Origin of the sequence: Brevundimonas lutea (assembly GCF_003704105.1) — a bacterium.
GTDB lineage: Bacteria > Pseudomonadota > Alphaproteobacteria > Caulobacterales > Caulobacteraceae > Brevundimonas > Brevundimonas lutea.
In genome coordinates this window covers 14465-29323 of record NZ_QUOQ01000006.1, presented here as the reverse complement: position 1 = coordinate 29323, position 14859 = coordinate 14465, and the positions used below count along the sequence as shown (strand labels likewise).

The following is a 14859-nucleotide window of genomic DNA, read 5'->3' as shown; positions in this document are numbered from 1 at the left end:
ATGCCCCGATCCCGCGAATTCCTCGCCCTCTCCGATGACGCCCTGCGAGCCGTGGTGGGGCCGTCCAGCCGCCACCTCGCCCTGATCGAGGACGCCTTCAAGGTGCTGATCGAGGCGCCCGGCGGGGGCGTGTCGATCGACGGCGGGACGCGCGACCGCGCCAATGCGCGCCGGGTGATCGAGGCCTTGGCCCAGCGCAGCGATCTGGGGGCCGAGATCTCTGAAGCCGATGTGCGCACCGGCATCGGCGCGATGTTGGGCGGCGGCGCACCGGCCAAGCCGTCCCGGAATTCGGCGGCCGGCCCGCCGACGGCCGGCGGCGTGGCGCTGCCGGTGGGTCGCAAGGGCGCCATCGTGCCCAAGACCCCGGCCCAGGCCCGCTATCTCCAGGCGCTGGGCGAGTGCGAACTGACCTTCGGCGTCGGCCCGGCGGGCACGGGCAAGACCTTCCTCGCCGCCGCCTATGGCGCCAGCCTGCTTCGTCGCGGCCAGGTCGATCGTCTGGTCATCACCCGCCCGGCGGTCGAGGCCGGTGAGAAGCTGGGCTTTCTGCCCGGCGATTTGAACGAGAAGGTCGATCCCTACCTGGCGCCGATCTGGGAGGCGCTGAACGAGATCCTCGGGGCCGAGGACGTGCGTCGCCGCCGAGACAAGGGCGAGATCGAGGCCGCCCCCATCGCCTTCATGCGCGGCCGCACGCTCAGCCACGCCTTCGTCATCGTCGACGAGGCCCAGAACACCTCTCGTCTGCAGATGAAGATGGTGCTCACCCGGCTGGGCGAGGGCGCCCGCATGGTGGTGACCGGCGACCCGTCGCAGATCGACCTGCTGAATCCGCGCGACAGCGGCCTCAGCCACGCCCTTCGAATCCTCGACGGGGTCAAGGGAGTCGGCGTGCTGAAATTCGAGGCGCAGGACGTGGTTCGTCACGCCCTGGTCGAGCGGATCGTGCGCGCCTACGACGCCGACAGCGAGGCGCACCGCGCCCGCCGCGCGCCGGACCTGGAAGAGCCCGCGTGATCGAGGTCGAGGTCGAGGACGGCGCAGACTGGTCGGGCGTCGCTGATCTCGAAGCCGTCGTGATCCGCGCGGCGGAAGCCGCCCTGGGCGACCAGAACGGCGACGTGGTGATCCTGCTGACCGACGACGCGACGGTGACCGATCTCAACAGCCGGTTTCGCGGCAAGGACCGGGCCACCAATGTGCTGAGCTTCCTCGCGCCCGAGAGCGCCCGGCCGCATCTGGGCGATCTGGTGCTGGCGTCGGGCGTCTGTCGCGTCGAGGCCGAGGTCCAGGGCAAGACCCTGGCCGATCACCTCAGCCATCTGGTGGTGCACGGCGTGCTGCACCTGCTGGGTCGCGACCACGAAGACGACGCCGAGGCCGAGACCATGGAGGCCGAAGAGCGCGCCATCCTCGCCGGTCTGGGCGTGGTCGATCCCTATGCGGAGCGCGGCGCTTGACGCCGCCGGACTGGACTCGCAGCGGCGCCGGTCAACGCCTGACGGTGATCGCGGCGTCCTTGGTCGTCGGGGCTCTGGCGGCCCTCGCCCATCCTCCGTTCGGCTTGTTGTTTCCCGGGCTGCTCGCCTATCCGGCCTTGCTGATCCTCGGCGACCGGGCGGGCTCGGTACGCGCCGCCTTCTGGCGCGGTTGGCTGGCGGGGTTCGCCTATTTCTTCATCGGCTGCTGGTGGGTGGCGGAGGCCTTTCTGGTCAATCCCGACCAGGCCTGGATGGCGCCCTTCGCGGCCTGCTTGCTGCCGGCCGGGATGGGTCTGTTCTGGGGCGGGGCGCTGGCGCTGTTCCGGCGGGTGCGGCGGCCGGGCCTGGCTAAGGTCGCCCTGTTTGCGGGCCTCTTTTGCCTGTTCGAGTGGCTGCGCGGCTGGGTATTGACCGGATTTCCGTGGAATCCGGCGGGCGCCAGCTGGGCCGCCGGGTCGGCCGCAAGCCAAACGGCGGCGCTGGTCGGGGTCTATGGGCTGGGCCTGATCACGGTGCTGGGGACGGCCGCGTTCGCCCCGCTGGTCGAGCGTCGGGACCGAAAGGCCATCATCGTCGCCGGCGCCGGCCTGGCCCTGATCGCCGTCACCATCATCGGCGGGGCCGTGCGGCTGGCGCGCGCCGAGCCGACCGACAGCGGGACGGTGATACGCATCGTCCAGGCGAACATCGAACAGCAGGCCAAATGGACGCCCGAAAACTTCGCCGCCATCGTTGAGTCCTATGTGTCGCTGACGGCGGGCCCCGAGAGCGATCTGGGCCGCCCGGACGTCGTGATCTGGCCCGAGGGCGCCCTGCCGACCACCTTCAACGACATCGTCGATCCCCGATCCTGGGTGGCGCCGGCCATGGCCGAGGCTCTGGACGAAGGCCAGGTTCTGATCGTCGGCCTCAGCCGCGCCTATGACCGCGGCGACGGTCAGGCCGCCTACGGCAACAGCGCCTTCGCCATGACCGACATCGGCGCGGGCGGCCTGCGGGTCGACGCCGTCTATGACAAGCATCACCTCGTGCCGTTCGGCGAGTACCTGCCGGCCGGTCCGCTGATGAGCCGGCTGGGCGTGCGCAGCCTGGTGCATGTGCCGTCCGATTTCACCCCGGGACCGGCGCCTCAGCCATTCGACCTGCCGGGTCTGCCGCAGGTCCAGCCGCTGATCTGTTACGAAAGCCTGTTTCCCGGGATGACGCCCGATGGAGCCGAGCGACCGGCCTGGATCGTCAATCCGTCCAACGACGCCTGGTACGGGGCGACCTCCGGGCCGGTGCAGAACTTCAACCTGTCGGCCTACCGCGCCATCGAAGAGGGCCTGCCCATGGCGCGGGCGACACCCACGGGGGTGTCGGCCCTGATCGACCCGTGGGGCCGGCCGGTGGATGAGCGCAAGCTGGAGACGGGCGCGCGCGGCGTGATCGACGCGCGTTTGCCGCAGGCTCTGGAGCCGACACCTTACAGTCGCTGGGGCGACTGGCCGATAGTGCTCGCCGTGGCCGGGCTGATCGGCCTCGGCGCCCTGTCTGGCCGGGGTCGCCGTGAGGCCGCGTAAGCTGGATCCCAGTCGGCTTGACCCTGTGGCGCGACACGTCGCCGATCGGCTGGTCGAACGCCGGACGGCCCTGGGATTGGTGACAGACCATCTGGCCATTCTGCTGGGCGTGTCCCGGAGCACCGCCGGGCGGTACGAGACCGGAGAGACCATGCTGGACGCGGCGACGCTTTATCGAGCGTGTCAGGTCCTGAGGTGCGAGCCCGGCTACTTTTTCGACGGCTTGTTTCTCGAGCCGCTTCCCTTCCCATCGTCCGGCTTGCGGGAAGAGGGTGTCGCTTTTGATCACGACGGCCTGACCGTGCCCGCCATCGCCGAGATGGGGCATCGGGCTCTCAAGGCGCCGGACTCCGACCGGTCAACCTTTCTCCAGGTTGCTGAGCGCCTGCTGGACGAGCGCGGACAGTCGGCGTCCGCCACTGAAAGCCCCTCCGGACCCATCCCCGCACGGGTCGCGCGGCTGTGTGTCGCAGCCGTGGCGGACGAGGGCTATGGGGCGATATTTCTGAGGACCGGCCAGGCCCTGTTGCCCGAGTCATCGATCCGACGACATAAACAAAATTGAGGACAATTTTGCCCGGTTGCGGCAAAGAGGGGCGTGACAAGCACGGACGAACGGCGCATCTGCTCCGGGTCGACGAAAAGTCCGATAACCAACGTTTAGGCATCGAGGGTCATGGCGAGAGGCAGGGGCGAAGACGGTCCGCACGAAGTGGATCGCTGGGTAGGACGCCGGGTGTGCGAGCAGCGTATCCGTCTGGGTTACAGCCAGAGCGATCTGGGCAATGCCTTGGGCGTGTCGTTCCAGCAGGTGCAGAAGTACGAGAAGGGCGCCAACCGCATTTCGGCTTCCAAGCTGTTCGAGATCGCCCAGTTCTTCAAATCCGAAATCGGCTACTTCTTCGACGGGTTCACCGGCGCCCAGGCGGGCGTGGCCGAGCCGGCCTCGGGCTTCAGCCACGACCACCCCTCGACCCGCCAGAGCCTGGAAATTTCCGCCATCGCGCCGCGGCTGCCGGTGCGCCAGCAGAAGATCATCCTGTCGCTGATGCGCGAGATGGATGGCGCTTCAGACGACGACGCCGAAGACTGACCCGTCAGCCGGCCTCTGAGTCCGCAGCGCCGGCGCGCGCCGAGCGCTCCGACTCGCGTGACTTCTGCTCGACCCAGTAGTCCGCGCCGTTGTCCGGCTTGAACATGGTGCGTGGCACGCCGTCGCGATTGGCCACGGCGAAGGTGTTGGTCGCCGCGTGGTAGTAGAGCGTGTCGCCGTTGACGCGACTGATCGTCTCCGTGCCCCCCGGCGGCGCGTCGATGAAGGCCTGGGCCTTGCCGGCGAAGTCTCCGGCGTCCGACGCTCCGAAGGCGGCGCCGTTGCGCTTGTAGATGCGATCCAGATTCTCGGCCGAGCTATTGCTCCGGTTCGACGTCCATATCGGCTTTTCGTCCGCCGCCCGGGGGGACGCCGCCCCTCCAGCCGGCGCCTCCGCGTTGGTCAGAGATGCCGTCTCGCCCGTCCGATCACGCGTCTCCACAGCGCTGGATCCATTATCGCACGCGGCCAGAGCCAAGGCCCCACCGATGACCGCGCCCCAAAGTTGAACCCGCATTCGACCCTCCTCAAACTGTCCCGCCGACCACCATAAGCAAAAGGTTAATGTTCTGGCAATGTTCTTTTTTGCCGCTCGCTGCGCCCCCTGCTAGAGCCGGGGAATGAGCACAGACTTCCGTCTCGTCCGCTTACCGCACGGCCACGGGCTCGACCTGCCGGGTTACGCCACCGAAGGCGCGGCGGGCATGGACCTGCGCGCGGCCGTGTCCGAGGATGCGCCGATCACCCTGGCGCCGGGAGCGCGCGCGTTGGTCCCCACAGGCCTGACGATCGCGCTGCCGCCCGGGTTCGAGGCTCAGGTGCGGCCTCGCTCGGGCCTGGCGCTGAAGCACGGGATCACCTGTCTGAACTCGCCCGGCACGATCGACGCCGATTATCGCGGCGAGGTTGGGGTGATCCTGGCCAATCTCGGCGCCGAAACCTTCGTGGTGACCCGTGGTGAGCGCATCGCCCAGATGGTCATCGCCCGCTACGAGCGGATCGCCTGGGCCGAGGTCGACAGCCTGGACGACACGGCGCGCGGGAGCGGCGGATTCGGCTCGACCGGGCGCTGAAAACCTTACCCTCCGTCGGCCTTTTTGCTTGTGACCAAAAGGCGACCGTGCTGCTTATGCCCGCTCGCGCGTCAGGTGGGGCGCCGGCAATTCGAGGAGTAGGCCGTTGAGCACAACGGACGGGGGAGACGCCGTTATCGGCGATCCGCGTAAGACATTTCTGGGTCACCCGCGGGGGCTGGTGATCCTGTTCTTCACCGAAATGTGGGAGCGCTTTTCCTACTACGGCATGCGGACGCTGCTGACGCTCTATCTGGTTCAGCACTTCCTCTTCAGCCCCAGCGAGGCCACCGGCATCTACGCCGCCTACGGCGCGCTGGTCTATCTGATGCCCGTCATCGGGGGTCTGATCGCCGACAAATATCTGGGTCAGCGCAAGGCGGTTATGATCGGCGCCGTACTGCTGGTGCTCGGTCACTTCACCATGGCCTTTGAGGGTCAGGGCGGCCGCGATCAGATCATCATCGGCGACGCCACCTATCAGGTCGAGGTCGAGGGCCGCGATACGGATCGCCGGCAGTTCGTCGTGGTCGACGGCGAGCGGGTCGAGATCACCATCGCGCCGGAAGGCATCTCCACCGTCGGCGCGGAACCGGCCGCAGCCAATGCCGCCGACGCGGGCGCGGCGGCGGTTGCCGAGAGCCTGGACGCCCCCGTGGCGGCCGTCGAGAGCCCCGCGACCGCAGCCTCCCCCGTTGCGGCGGGCGGATTCCCGGCCTTCGTTGCCGCGGGCGACTACGCCGTGGAAACGACGCGTGACACCGCCTTTGGCGAACCGGTGCTGTTCCTGGCCCTGTCGCTGATCATCGTCGGCGTCGGCTTCCTGAAGGCCAACATTTCGACCGTGGTGGGCTCTCTCTACGACCAGAACGACCCACGACGCGACAGCGGCTTCACCCTGTTCTACGTCGGCATCAACCTGGGCGCGGTGCTGGCCACCGGCCTGTGTTCCTATCTCGGCTTCACCTACGGCTGGGCCTACGGCTTTGGCCTGGCTGGCTTCGGCATGTTGCTGGGTCTCGTCACCTTCATTCTGGGCCAGTCCTGGCTCGAGGGTCGCGGCGGCCCTCCGAACCCCGAGAAACTGGCCGGCACCAAGGTCTTGGGTATTCCGCTTGAGGCCGTGTTCTGGATCGGCGGCCTGGTCGCCGTGTTCCCGACGTGGATCCTCATGCAGCGCCACGAGCTGATTTCAGCCGTGCTGCCTTGGATGGCGGGCCTGATCTTCGCGACCGTCGTGGGCTACACCGTGGTCAAGCTGAAGGGCGCCGAGCGCACCCGGATGCTGGTCGCCCAGGTCCTGATCTTCTTCTCGGTGCTGTTCTGGGCCCTGTTCGAACAGGCGGGATCGTCCCTGACGCTGTTCGCCGACCAGTCAACCGAAATGCCCGGCTGGTTCAACGCCGGCTATACCCAGATGTTCAACCCGGGGATCATCGTCGTCTTCGGTCCGATCATCGCCGCGCTGTGGATCTGGCTGGCCAAGCGCAACATGGAGCCTTCGACCCCGGTCAAGTTCTCCTTCGGCCTGGTGCTGGTGGGCGCGGGATTCCTGGTGCTGTCGTTCGCCGCGGCGAACGCCTTCAACGTCGATTACCGCGTTCCTCTGATCTTCCTGTTCCTGACCTACTTCTTCCACACCATGGGAGAGCTCTGCCTTTCGCCGGTCGGACTTTCGATGATCACCAAGCTGTCGGTCGATCGCGTGGTGGGCATGATGATGGGTGTGTGGTTCATGTCGTCCTCGGTGGCCCACATCGCCGCGGGGGTGATCGCCCAGGCGACCACCACCGACACCGTCGGCGGCGTGGTCACGGATCGGGCCCTGGCGCTGGAGACCTACGGCTCGATCTTCGGCAGCATCGGCTGGACGGGCGTGGGCGTCGGCGTTCTGCTGCTGGTGGCCTCGCCCTTGCTCAAGAAGGGCATGGCCGGGGTTCGCTAAAGCGCGCCTGTCTCAAACGACAAAGGGCCCCGGGAGCGATCCCGGGGCCCTTCTTCTTTCCGGCCTTGGGGGAAGACGAGGGGCCGGTCAGAAGGTCTTGCGCAGTTGCAGGGACACGAAGGTGCGCGGGTCGATGATGCGCTCCTCGACGAAGCGGATCGGACGCGGGTTGGTGCGGGCGTCGAAGACGGTGTGATAGATGCGGAAGTCGTCCCAGATGTTGATCTGGGCGCTGAGGGTCAGGGTCTCGGTCGGCTTGTACTCGATCGCCGCCTCGTAATAGTCCGTCCCCTCGAAGCCGAAGATCTGGTCGGGGCTGTAGGTGTACTGCTTCAGCATGGTCAGCATGGTGAGGCGGTAGTTGATCTTCCAGCTGGGAATGTCCTGGGCCCAGGTAATGCTCGGCTGGCTGGGGCGCAGGCCCGAGATGGCGCGAATCTCGCCCGTGGTCGGGTCGGTGACCTCGGTGTGTTTCCAGTCGTTCTTGAACGACAGCCGGCCGCCCGAGATGCCGAAGCGATCGGTGGGAATGACCACGTTCAGTGACAGCTGGTCCAGCGTGCCGTCGCCGATGTTGCCCACCGCCGACAGGCCGTCCTCCAGCGGGATGACGTCGATGGCGTTCCTGATTTCGTCGTGGCGATAGGCGATGGAGACGATGCCGTCGCCCCAGAAGCGCCGCTCATAGGCGACCTCGGCGACCCAGCGGTCCTCGGGCTCCAGATCGACGTTCCCGCCCAGCACATTATCCTCGCTGAGGCTGGCGCTGGCGGCGAAGTCGCCGAAGTCCAGTTGGCCGACCTCGCGCTCCAGCCTCAGCCGGAACTGGTTGTCGGCCCACGGCGTCCAGGTGGCCTGGAAACGAGGTTTGGCGAAATAGAAGGTCTCTTCCTGATCGGCGTCGCCCGACTGGCTGATGGTTGAGGCTTCCAGCCTGAGACCGCCCTCCAGCGACAGGGTCGGGCTGTAGCGCCAGGTCGATTTTCCGAACACCTCGCCGCGTGTCTCCTCGACCAGGACCTGGTCCGACGGAAGCTCGATCGGCGTTCCTCCGATCGTATAGGCCTGATCGATCTCCAGCATGTTGTAGGCGACCTCGGCCCCGCCCTCGAAAGTGAGATTTTCGCTGCGCTCCCAGCGCAGAAGGCCGCGCAGGATGCTTTCCGACGCCTCGCCGACCGAGGTGAAGGCCTCCAGCGGCTCGGCCGCTCCGCCGAACACGGCGTCATAGGTCGACAGCGAGTCGAACTCGGAGCCCTCGTGGATCAGCCGGGTCTCCAGACTGAGCCGGTCGGTCAGCGGCCGGGTGTAGGTGGCGCCGAACTCGACGTCCTTGCTCTCCTCGCCGAAGGTGCTCTCGCGGCGGCTGTCGGCGCCGGTGAACAGGTCCCAGCCCTGGAAGTCGCTGACGCCCAGCCGGCCGGTCAGGTCGATCTTGCCGCCCATCAGGGGTCCGGCGTAGTTGCCGCGAATGGCCTGGCCGCCGCCGTACTGGTCGTTGACGAAGTCCTCGGTGCGGATCACCTCGCCGGCGGCGTTGCGCCGCGTGACGACGCCGGGACCGTTGGAATCGCTGGTGCCGATGCCGTCGGCCACCACCACGCCCCAGGTCCGCTCGCCCTCGCGGGCGGTGAACTGATAGCGAAAGCCGTAGACGTCCGTGCCGCCCTCGAACAGGTAGGCGTCCGCCTGAAGGATGTGCTCGCGGCTGGACTGGTTCTTGAGGATCACGTTCACGACGACGGGGAAGCCCTGCATGTCGATGCCGGGCGCGCCGCCGCGGATCAACTCGATGCGCTCGACCTGGGCGGCCTGCACACGCGACAGGGCGTTGGAGCCGGTGTCGTTCTTGGAGGCCGGTCGCGCGCCATTGATCAGGCTGTTGCCGACCGCGCCTTCGAAGCCACGCCCGCCTGCGCCGTCGTTCAGCTGAAAGCCCGGCACGCGCTCGACCATGTCCAGCGCCGTGTTCGGCCGCTGGTCGGCAAAGAAGTCGGGGGTGAACACCAGCACCCCGCGCTGGGCGGTGTCGACCAGGGGCGCGTCCTCGGTGGGGCCGGTCGGGATCGGAGCGACAGCGGCTTCCTGATCGTCGGCAGGGGCCGGTTGCGCGAAAGCGGCAGCGGGCGCGCCGAGCGCCGCGACGATGACGGCGGCGGATGCGGTGATGGTGAGCGCTCGGCGCATGAAGTCCTCCCTTGAACAGGGCGGACCATGGCTGACGCTCCCGTGAACAGGCCAGTTACTTCGGAGATACCTAAGTTAAATCGAGGACATAAGATTAATCGAAACTCATGACCTGAAATTCATGTTGATGGCCGGTTTGCGGTCGCAGGATCGACAAGGCGGCGCAGGCTGTCGATCATGGGCCGATGACCACTCTGGATATGCTGAACCGTCGGGTCCTGCTGGGAGCCACCGCGGGCCTGGCCGCTGTCGGGGTCGCTGCGGCGCAGAATCCGGCCCACCCTCTCACAGCCGGTCGGCTCATCCCGACCGCTCGTCGGTTTCACAGCGCCGCCGTGGAACGAGCCATCGCCGAGGTTCAGGCGCATCTCGGCGTGGACGGGACCCGGGGCCGGCTCGGCGCCCTGTTCGCCAACTGCTTTCCCAACACGCTCGACACCACGGTCGAGGTCGGGGAGATCGACGGCAAGCCTGACACCTTCGTCGTCACCGGCGATATTCCGGCCATGTGGCTGAGGGATTCATCGGCCCAGGTGCATCCCTACATCCCGCTGGCCACAGACGACCCAGGCTTGGCGCGGCTATTGGCGGGCGTCATCAATCGCCAGACCTCCCAGATCCTGCTCGACCCCTACGCCAACGCCTTCAACAGGGGGCCGACCGGCTCGCCGCATCAGACGGACGAGACCGAGATGCGGCCCGAGCTGTGGGAACGGAAGTGGGAGCTGGATTCGCTCTGCTACCCGATCCGCCTGGCTCACGATTACTGGAGGGCCACGGGCGACACCGTGCCCTTCGACGACGCCTGGCGCCGGGCCGGGCGGCTGAGTGTCGAGACCATGAAGGTCCAACAGCGCAAGGACGGGCCCGGCCCCTATTCGAACAAGCGCGAAACCAGCTGGAGCCCCGACATGGTCCCGGGCCAGGGGTGGGGCAATCCGATCCGGCCCACCGGACTGATCGCCTCGCTGTTCCGGCCGTCAGACGACGCCGCGATGTTCCTGTTCCTGGTTCCGTCCAACATGTTCGCCGTGGTCTCCTTGCGCCAACTGGCCACGATGCACGAGGCGCTGTTCAACGACGCCGCCTTCGCCGCCGAATGCCGCGCCTTGGCCGACGAGGTGGACGCCGCCCTCATGGCCCATGCCCGGGTTCGCCACCCGGCGCGGGGCTGGGTTTGGGCCTATGAAGTCGATGGTTACGGCAACGCCCTGTTCATGGACGATGCCAACGCGCCCAGCCTGATCAGCGCGCCCTATTTCGGCTACGGCGCGGCCGACGAGCCCACCTATGCGGCCACGCGCGGCCTGATCCTGTCGGACGACAATCCCTATTTCCACAAGGGCGTCTCGGCCGAAGGCGTCGGCAGCCCCCATACGCCCGGAAGGCGGGTCTGGCCGATCGCCATCACCATGCGGGCCCTGACCTCTCGCGACGACGAGGAGATTCTGACCGCGCTGAGGATGTTGGTGGCCACCGACGCCGGGACCGGCTTCATGCATGAAGCCTTCGACGTCGACGATCCGATGCAGTTCAGCCGACCGTGGTTCGCCTGGGCCAACACCCTGTTCGGCGAGCTGGTTCTGACCCTCTACCGCACCCGGCCGGACCTGCTGCTGCGGGTGTGAAGCGCGTCAGGTCGCGGGGGTGGCCGAGGTTTCGGCGCGCTGGCTGTTGGGCAGGATGACCTCGACGCGGCGATTGCGCTGGCGGCCGGCCTCGTCGTCGGAGCCGTCGGGGCTGGCGTTCGGAGCCACGGGCCGCAGCTCGCCTAGGCCGATGGTCGCCAGTCGCGCCTCGTCCACATCCTTGCCGACCAGATAGGCCTTCACCGCGTCGGCCCGGCGTTCGGAGAGGCTCTTGTTGTAGTCGTCGTCGCCGCGCGCGTCGGTGTGGCCCTCGATGGTGATCCGGCCCTCGCCGCCCGCCTGGATCAGCTGCGCGAGTTGGTCCAGCGTGGACTGCGCGTCGTCGCGGATCGTGGCCTGATCGAAGTCGAAGGTGACGTCGCCGGGCAGGGACACCACCGTGCCGCGCTCGGTCTCCACCGCACCCAGTTCGGTCTTCAGCGCCTCAACGGTCCTGAGCGAGCTTTCCGACGCGCCGGCCACACCGAACGACGACCCGCCGCCCGATGCCGCGCCGAGCGTCGACTGAACGTTTTGGCGCATGTTCGACAGGGCCGAGGTTTCCGGCACGCCGCCGCCCCGGAACGCGCCATCCAGCGGCAGGCGCAGCTGGAATTTCGGAGAAGTCGAATATTCGGAATCGGCGCTGCCGTTCTCGTTGATGACCAAGGTCGTGGTCTCGCCGCGCGGCAGATCGCCCAGGAAGACCAGCGCCAGATCCAAGGTCTGGTCCGCCGGAATGGCCAGGTCGTCGTTGCTGGGCGACGGGGCCAGCAGCAGCTTTTCGCCCGCGTCAGTCAGCAGATAGGTGACCTCGTCATTGGCGTTCAGCTCGATCTCGCGGTCGCGCCCGTTGATCACCCGCGCATTGACCAGGGTCCGATCTCCGGCCGAGCGCACGCCCGTCACCTGCACGATAACGCCCGAGGGGTGCAGACCCTGGACGTCGATCTCGGCTCCGCCGCCGGCGCCGCCGCCCTGGCCGCAGGCCCCGAGCATCAGGGCGGACAGGGCGCCGCCCAGCCAGACCGCGCGGCTCATGACGCCGCCGGGGCGGGCGCGGCCGGAGCTGTCGCGGCTCCGGCGCCCGATAGCGGCAGGGTGATGCGGAAGGCCGGGGTGTTTGTATGTTCGCTGTCGGTCTGTCCGTTCTCGTTCAGGATCAGGATGGCGCTGTTGGCTGTCGGGAGCCGACCCAGGAAGACCAGTTCGCCCTCCATGGTCTGGCCGGCCGGCACGGCCAGACGGGGATTGCCGGCCGGGGCGGACAGATACAGCCGCTCTCCGGAATCGACCACGATGTAGCCGTTTCGGTTGCTGTTAAACCGATTCAGCGAGATTTCGCGCTCACGGCCGTTGATCACCCGCATGGCCACCACCGTCTCGGTCGGCCGCGACTGGATGGAGGTCAGCTGCAGAACGGCGCCGCTGGGGTGGGCCACCTGAACATCCAGCGGAACGGCCTCTCCACCACGCCACAGGTTCGCGGTGCTGGAGGAGCCCGCGGATGTCGCCGAGGCCGGCGCCCCTGTTTCGGAAGCGGACAGGGAGGCGTCGTCGCCTCCCTGTCCGCAGGCCGCCAGGGCCAGAACGGCGAACGGTAGGCTGAGCTTGAACATCGTCGGCGACATGCGGCGATCCCTTTACGGTGGTCGCGGCCGAGAACGGCGGCGCTGTCTCCAGAACGCGATGGCTCAGCTTGGGTTCTCTCAGCCTCAGTAGGCGAAGTCGCGATACAGCCGGCTGATGTCGCCGTTCCAGTCGCCGTTGTAGAGCTGCAGCAGCCGGTCGGCCGGGGTCACGCCCGAGTCGGCGATGTCTTCCAGCTCTGAGAGATAGCCCCGCTCATCGACCATGCCGCCCGAGAACTTGGCGCGGTTCTTCAGCCCCTGACGGGCGATGGCGACCAGATCGACGGCGATGTCACGGACGCTGCGCCCCGCTGCGTCGGCCTTGAGACCCAGGCGCGTCACGTCACGTCGCAGCCGCTCGTGATCCTCGATGTCCCAGTCCTTGCAGAGGTCCCAGGCCGCCGCCAGCGACGGCCCGTCGTAGAGCACGCCGGCCCAGAGGGCGGGGAGGGCGCAGATGCGGCTCCACGGCCCGCCGTCGGCGCCGCGCATTTCGAGATACTGTTTGAGCCGGACCTCGGGAAAGAGGGTGGTCAGGTGATCATTCCAGTCGCCGATCGTCGCCCGATCACCCGGCAGGGCCTCCAGGCCGCCGTCCATGAAGGCGCGGAACGACTGACCCGCCAAATCGACATAGCGGCCGCCGCGCTTGGCGAAGTACATCGGCGTATCCAGCGCATAGTCCGCGTAGCGCTCGAAGCCGAAGCCATCCTCGAAGACGAAATCCAGCATGCCGGTGCGGTCGGGATCGGTGTCGGTCCAGACGTTGGCGCGGGCCGACAGAAAGCCGTTGGGCTTTCCTTCCGTGAACGGCGAACAGGCGAACAGGGCGGTGGCGATGGGCTGAAGCGCCAGGGAGGTGCGGAACTTCATCACCATGTCGGCCTCGCTGTCGAAATCGAGGTTGGCCTGGATGGTGCAGGTACGCAGCATCATGTCGAGGCCCAGCGACCCGACCTTGGGCATGTAGGCGCGCATGATGCCGTAGCGGCCCTTGGGCATCACCGGGATGTCTTCGCGCCGCCATTGCGGATCGAAGCCGACGCCGAGGAAGCCCAGGTCCAGCTGGTCGGCCACCTGCTTGACCTCCAGCAGATGCTGGCCGGTCTCGTTGCAGATGTCGTGGATGTCCTTCAGAGGCGCGCCGGACAGTTCGAACTGTCCGCCCGGCTCCAGGCTGATCGAGGCGACATAGCCCTCGGCGTTCTTGCGCTCCAGGGCGATGACGTGGCCGCCTTCCTCGACCGGCGACCAGCCGAAGCGGGTCAGGCCGTCCAGCATGGCGCGGATGCCGCGCTCGCCCTCATAGGCAGGGCGACGCAGGGTCGAACGGTCGAAGCCGAACTTCTCGTGCTCGGCGCCGATGCGCCACTGGTCCTTGGGCTTGATCCCGCGCGCCATGGCGTGGATCAGGGCGTCGCGGCTGAGGGGTTCGGTCATGGGCGGCTTCCGGCCGCGCACGGACTGCGGCGGCTCGCCGCGCTAGATGGCGGCAAACCCATGACGCCTCAAGGGGGATCAGCCGGGATTCCAGTCTCCGATCGCCGCCTGCCACAGGGTCAGCGCCGCGATGGCCGCCGTGTCGGCCCGCAACACCCGCGGCCCCAGCGACACCGCCACCGCGAACGGCAGCGCCCGCAGCTGCTCCCGTTCTTCCGGGGCAAAGCCACCCTCCGGCCCGATCAGGATGGCCCACGGGCCTTGGGGCGCGCCCCGCAACGCCGTCATGACCGGCTCGCCCCCGGTCTCGTCACAGAACATCAGCCGCCGCGCCGGATCCCAGCCGTCCAGCAGGGCGTCGAGCTTTTGGGGCGCGACGATCTCGGGCACGTCCAGCCGGCCGGTCTGTTCGGCCGCTTCCTCGGCGATGGCGTCGAGGCGATCCAGGCGGATGTGATCCAGTTGCGTCCGCCGCGTGGTCACCAGACGCACCCGTCGCGCGCCCAGTTCGGCGGCCTTCTCGACGATGGTTTCGACCCGCGCCTTCTTGACCAGGGCCTGGACCAGCTCGAGGTCGGGGATCGGCGTCTGGGGCCGCGCCGGCGCCTCGGCGCGCAGGATGACGCCCTTTTTCAGAAGCTCGGCCACCGAAGCCCGCCACTCGCCGTCGCGGCCGTTGAAGACGAGCAGCTCGTCGCCGACCTTCAACCGCATCACCTGGGTCAGGTAACGCGACTGGTCCAGCGTCGGGGCGACGGCGGCGCCGGGACCGAGATCGGCGGTGACGTAAAGGCGGATCATGCCGCTGTATCGCTC

Annotated in this window: 14 protein-coding genes; 8 read left to right on the top strand and 6 right to left on the bottom strand. The window is 67.8% G+C overall.

Annotation, left to right across the window (positions count from 1 at the left end):
* From EES48_RS11555 to EES48_RS11535, 5 genes are all read left to right on the top strand, one after another.
* Entirely contained in the window at positions 1 to 1020 is a 1020-nt protein-coding gene (locus tag EES48_RS11555; RefSeq protein WP_122467025.1) for a PhoH family protein, read from the top strand.
* Positions 1017 to 1463 (top strand): rRNA maturation RNase YbeY, encoded by a 447-nt coding sequence (gene ybeY, locus EES48_RS11550; protein ID WP_122467023.1) that lies wholly within the window; start codon positions 1017 to 1019, stop codon positions 1461 to 1463. The genes EES48_RS11555 and ybeY overlap by 4 nt, the downstream gene beginning before the upstream one ends.
* Complete coding sequence (gene lnt, locus EES48_RS11545; protein ID WP_122467021.1) at positions 1460 to 3046, top strand: apolipoprotein N-acyltransferase; 1587 nt, start codon at positions 1460 to 1462, stop codon at positions 3044 to 3046. The genes ybeY and lnt overlap by 4 nt, the downstream gene beginning before the upstream one ends.
* Before the next feature lie 25 nt (positions 3047 to 3071).
* Positions 3072 to 3611, top strand: a complete 540-nt coding sequence (locus EES48_RS11540; protein ID WP_162998135.1) for a helix-turn-helix domain-containing protein — start codon at positions 3072 to 3074, stop codon at positions 3609 to 3611.
* Positions 3612 to 3722: 111 nt separating this feature from the next.
* The gene (locus EES48_RS11535; protein WP_122467017.1) at positions 3723 to 4139 is read left to right on the top strand and encodes a helix-turn-helix domain-containing protein; all 417 of its coding nucleotides are present in this window, start codon (positions 3723 to 3725) and stop codon (positions 4137 to 4139) included.
* Positions 4140 to 4143: 4 nt separating this feature from the next.
* Here EES48_RS11535 and EES48_RS11530 read toward each other — a convergent pair whose 3' ends face one another.
* Positions 4144 to 4656, bottom strand: a complete 513-nt coding sequence (locus tag EES48_RS11530; protein WP_122467015.1) for an S-type pyocin family protein — start codon at positions 4654 to 4656, stop codon at positions 4144 to 4146.
* A 103-nt stretch (positions 4657 to 4759) separates the two neighbouring features.
* Here EES48_RS11530 and dut point away from each other — a divergent pair, with 103 nt between their 5' ends.
* Both dut and EES48_RS11520 read left to right on the top strand, forming a co-directional pair.
* Complete coding sequence (gene dut / locus EES48_RS11525) at positions 4760 to 5212, top strand: dUTP diphosphatase (RefSeq protein ID WP_122467013.1); 453 nt, start codon at positions 4760 to 4762, stop codon at positions 5210 to 5212.
* A 106-nt stretch (positions 5213 to 5318) separates the two neighbouring features.
* Positions 5319 to 7157 carry a peptide MFS transporter gene (locus EES48_RS11520; protein WP_162998134.1) on the top strand — a complete coding sequence of 613 codons (1839 nt, stop codon included), beginning with the start codon at positions 5319 to 5321 and terminating at the stop codon, positions 7155 to 7157.
* Between the two features lie 87 nt (positions 7158 to 7244).
* On the opposite strand, the gene EES48_RS11515 is transcribed toward EES48_RS11520, so the two are convergent.
* Positions 7245 to 9344, bottom strand: a complete 2100-nt coding sequence (locus tag EES48_RS11515; protein WP_122467009.1) for a TonB-dependent receptor plug domain-containing protein — start codon at positions 9342 to 9344, stop codon at positions 7245 to 7247.
* A gap of 185 nt (positions 9345 to 9529) precedes the next feature.
* Between EES48_RS11515 and EES48_RS11510 the strand changes: the two genes are divergently transcribed.
* Positions 9530 to 10972, top strand: a complete 1443-nt coding sequence (locus tag EES48_RS11510) for a glycoside hydrolase family 125 protein (protein ID WP_240623334.1) — start codon at positions 9530 to 9532, stop codon at positions 10970 to 10972.
* Between the two features lie 6 nt (positions 10973 to 10978).
* On the opposite strand, the gene EES48_RS11505 is transcribed toward EES48_RS11510, so the two are convergent.
* From EES48_RS11505 to EES48_RS11490, 4 genes are all read right to left on the bottom strand, one after another.
* Positions 10979 to 12013 (bottom strand): OmpA family protein, encoded by a 1035-nt coding sequence (locus EES48_RS11505; protein WP_122467007.1) that lies wholly within the window; start codon positions 12011 to 12013, stop codon positions 10979 to 10981.
* A complete protein-coding gene (locus EES48_RS11500; protein ID WP_122467005.1) occupies positions 12010 to 12603 on the bottom strand; it encodes a hypothetical protein in 594 nt (197 codons plus the stop codon). The genes EES48_RS11505 and EES48_RS11500 overlap by 4 nt, the downstream gene beginning before the upstream one ends.
* A gap of 84 nt (positions 12604 to 12687) precedes the next feature.
* The gene (locus EES48_RS11495; RefSeq protein ID WP_122467003.1) at positions 12688 to 14043 is read right to left on the bottom strand and encodes a glutamate--cysteine ligase; all 1356 of its coding nucleotides are present in this window, start codon (positions 14041 to 14043) and stop codon (positions 12688 to 12690) included.
* Between the two features lie 78 nt (positions 14044 to 14121).
* A complete protein-coding gene (locus EES48_RS11490; protein ID WP_122467001.1) occupies positions 14122 to 14844 on the bottom strand; it encodes a 16S rRNA (uracil(1498)-N(3))-methyltransferase in 723 nt (240 codons plus the stop codon).
* Positions 14845 to 14859: the final 15 nt, after the last annotated feature.

Bases quoted from the DNA above. Each gene is read 5' to 3' on its own strand.
- EES48_RS11495 (WP_122467003.1), bottom strand. From the start codon at position 14,043: ATGACCGAACCCCTCAGCCGCGACGCCCTGATCCACGCCATGGCGCGC.
- EES48_RS11515 (WP_122467009.1), bottom strand. From the start codon at position 9,344: ATGCGCCGAGCGCTCACCATCACCGCATCCGCCGCCGTCATCGTCGCG.
- EES48_RS11505 (WP_122467007.1), bottom strand. From the start codon at position 12,013: ATGAGCCGCGCGGTCTGGCTGGGCGGCGCCCTGTCCGCCCTGATGCTC.
- EES48_RS11510 (WP_240623334.1), top strand. From the start codon at position 9,530: ATGACCACTCTGGATATGCTGAACCGTCGGGTCCTGCTGGGAGCCACC.
- EES48_RS11555 (WP_122467025.1), top strand. From the start codon at position 1: ATGCCCCGATCCCGCGAATTCCTCGCCCTCTCCGATGACGCCCTGCGA.
- EES48_RS11535 (WP_122467017.1), top strand. From the start codon at position 3,723: ATGGCGAGAGGCAGGGGCGAAGACGGTCCGCACGAAGTGGATCGCTGG.
- dut (WP_122467013.1), top strand. From the start codon at position 4,760: ATGAGCACAGACTTCCGTCTCGTCCGCTTACCGCACGGCCACGGGCTC.
- EES48_RS11530 (WP_122467015.1), bottom strand. From the start codon at position 4,656: ATGCGGGTTCAACTTTGGGGCGCGGTCATCGGTGGGGCCTTGGCTCTG.
- EES48_RS11490 (WP_122467001.1), bottom strand. From the start codon at position 14,844: ATGATCCGCCTTTACGTCACCGCCGATCTCGGTCCCGGCGCCGCCGTC.
- EES48_RS11500 (WP_122467005.1), bottom strand. From the start codon at position 12,603: ATGTCGCCGACGATGTTCAAGCTCAGCCTACCGTTCGCCGTTCTGGCC.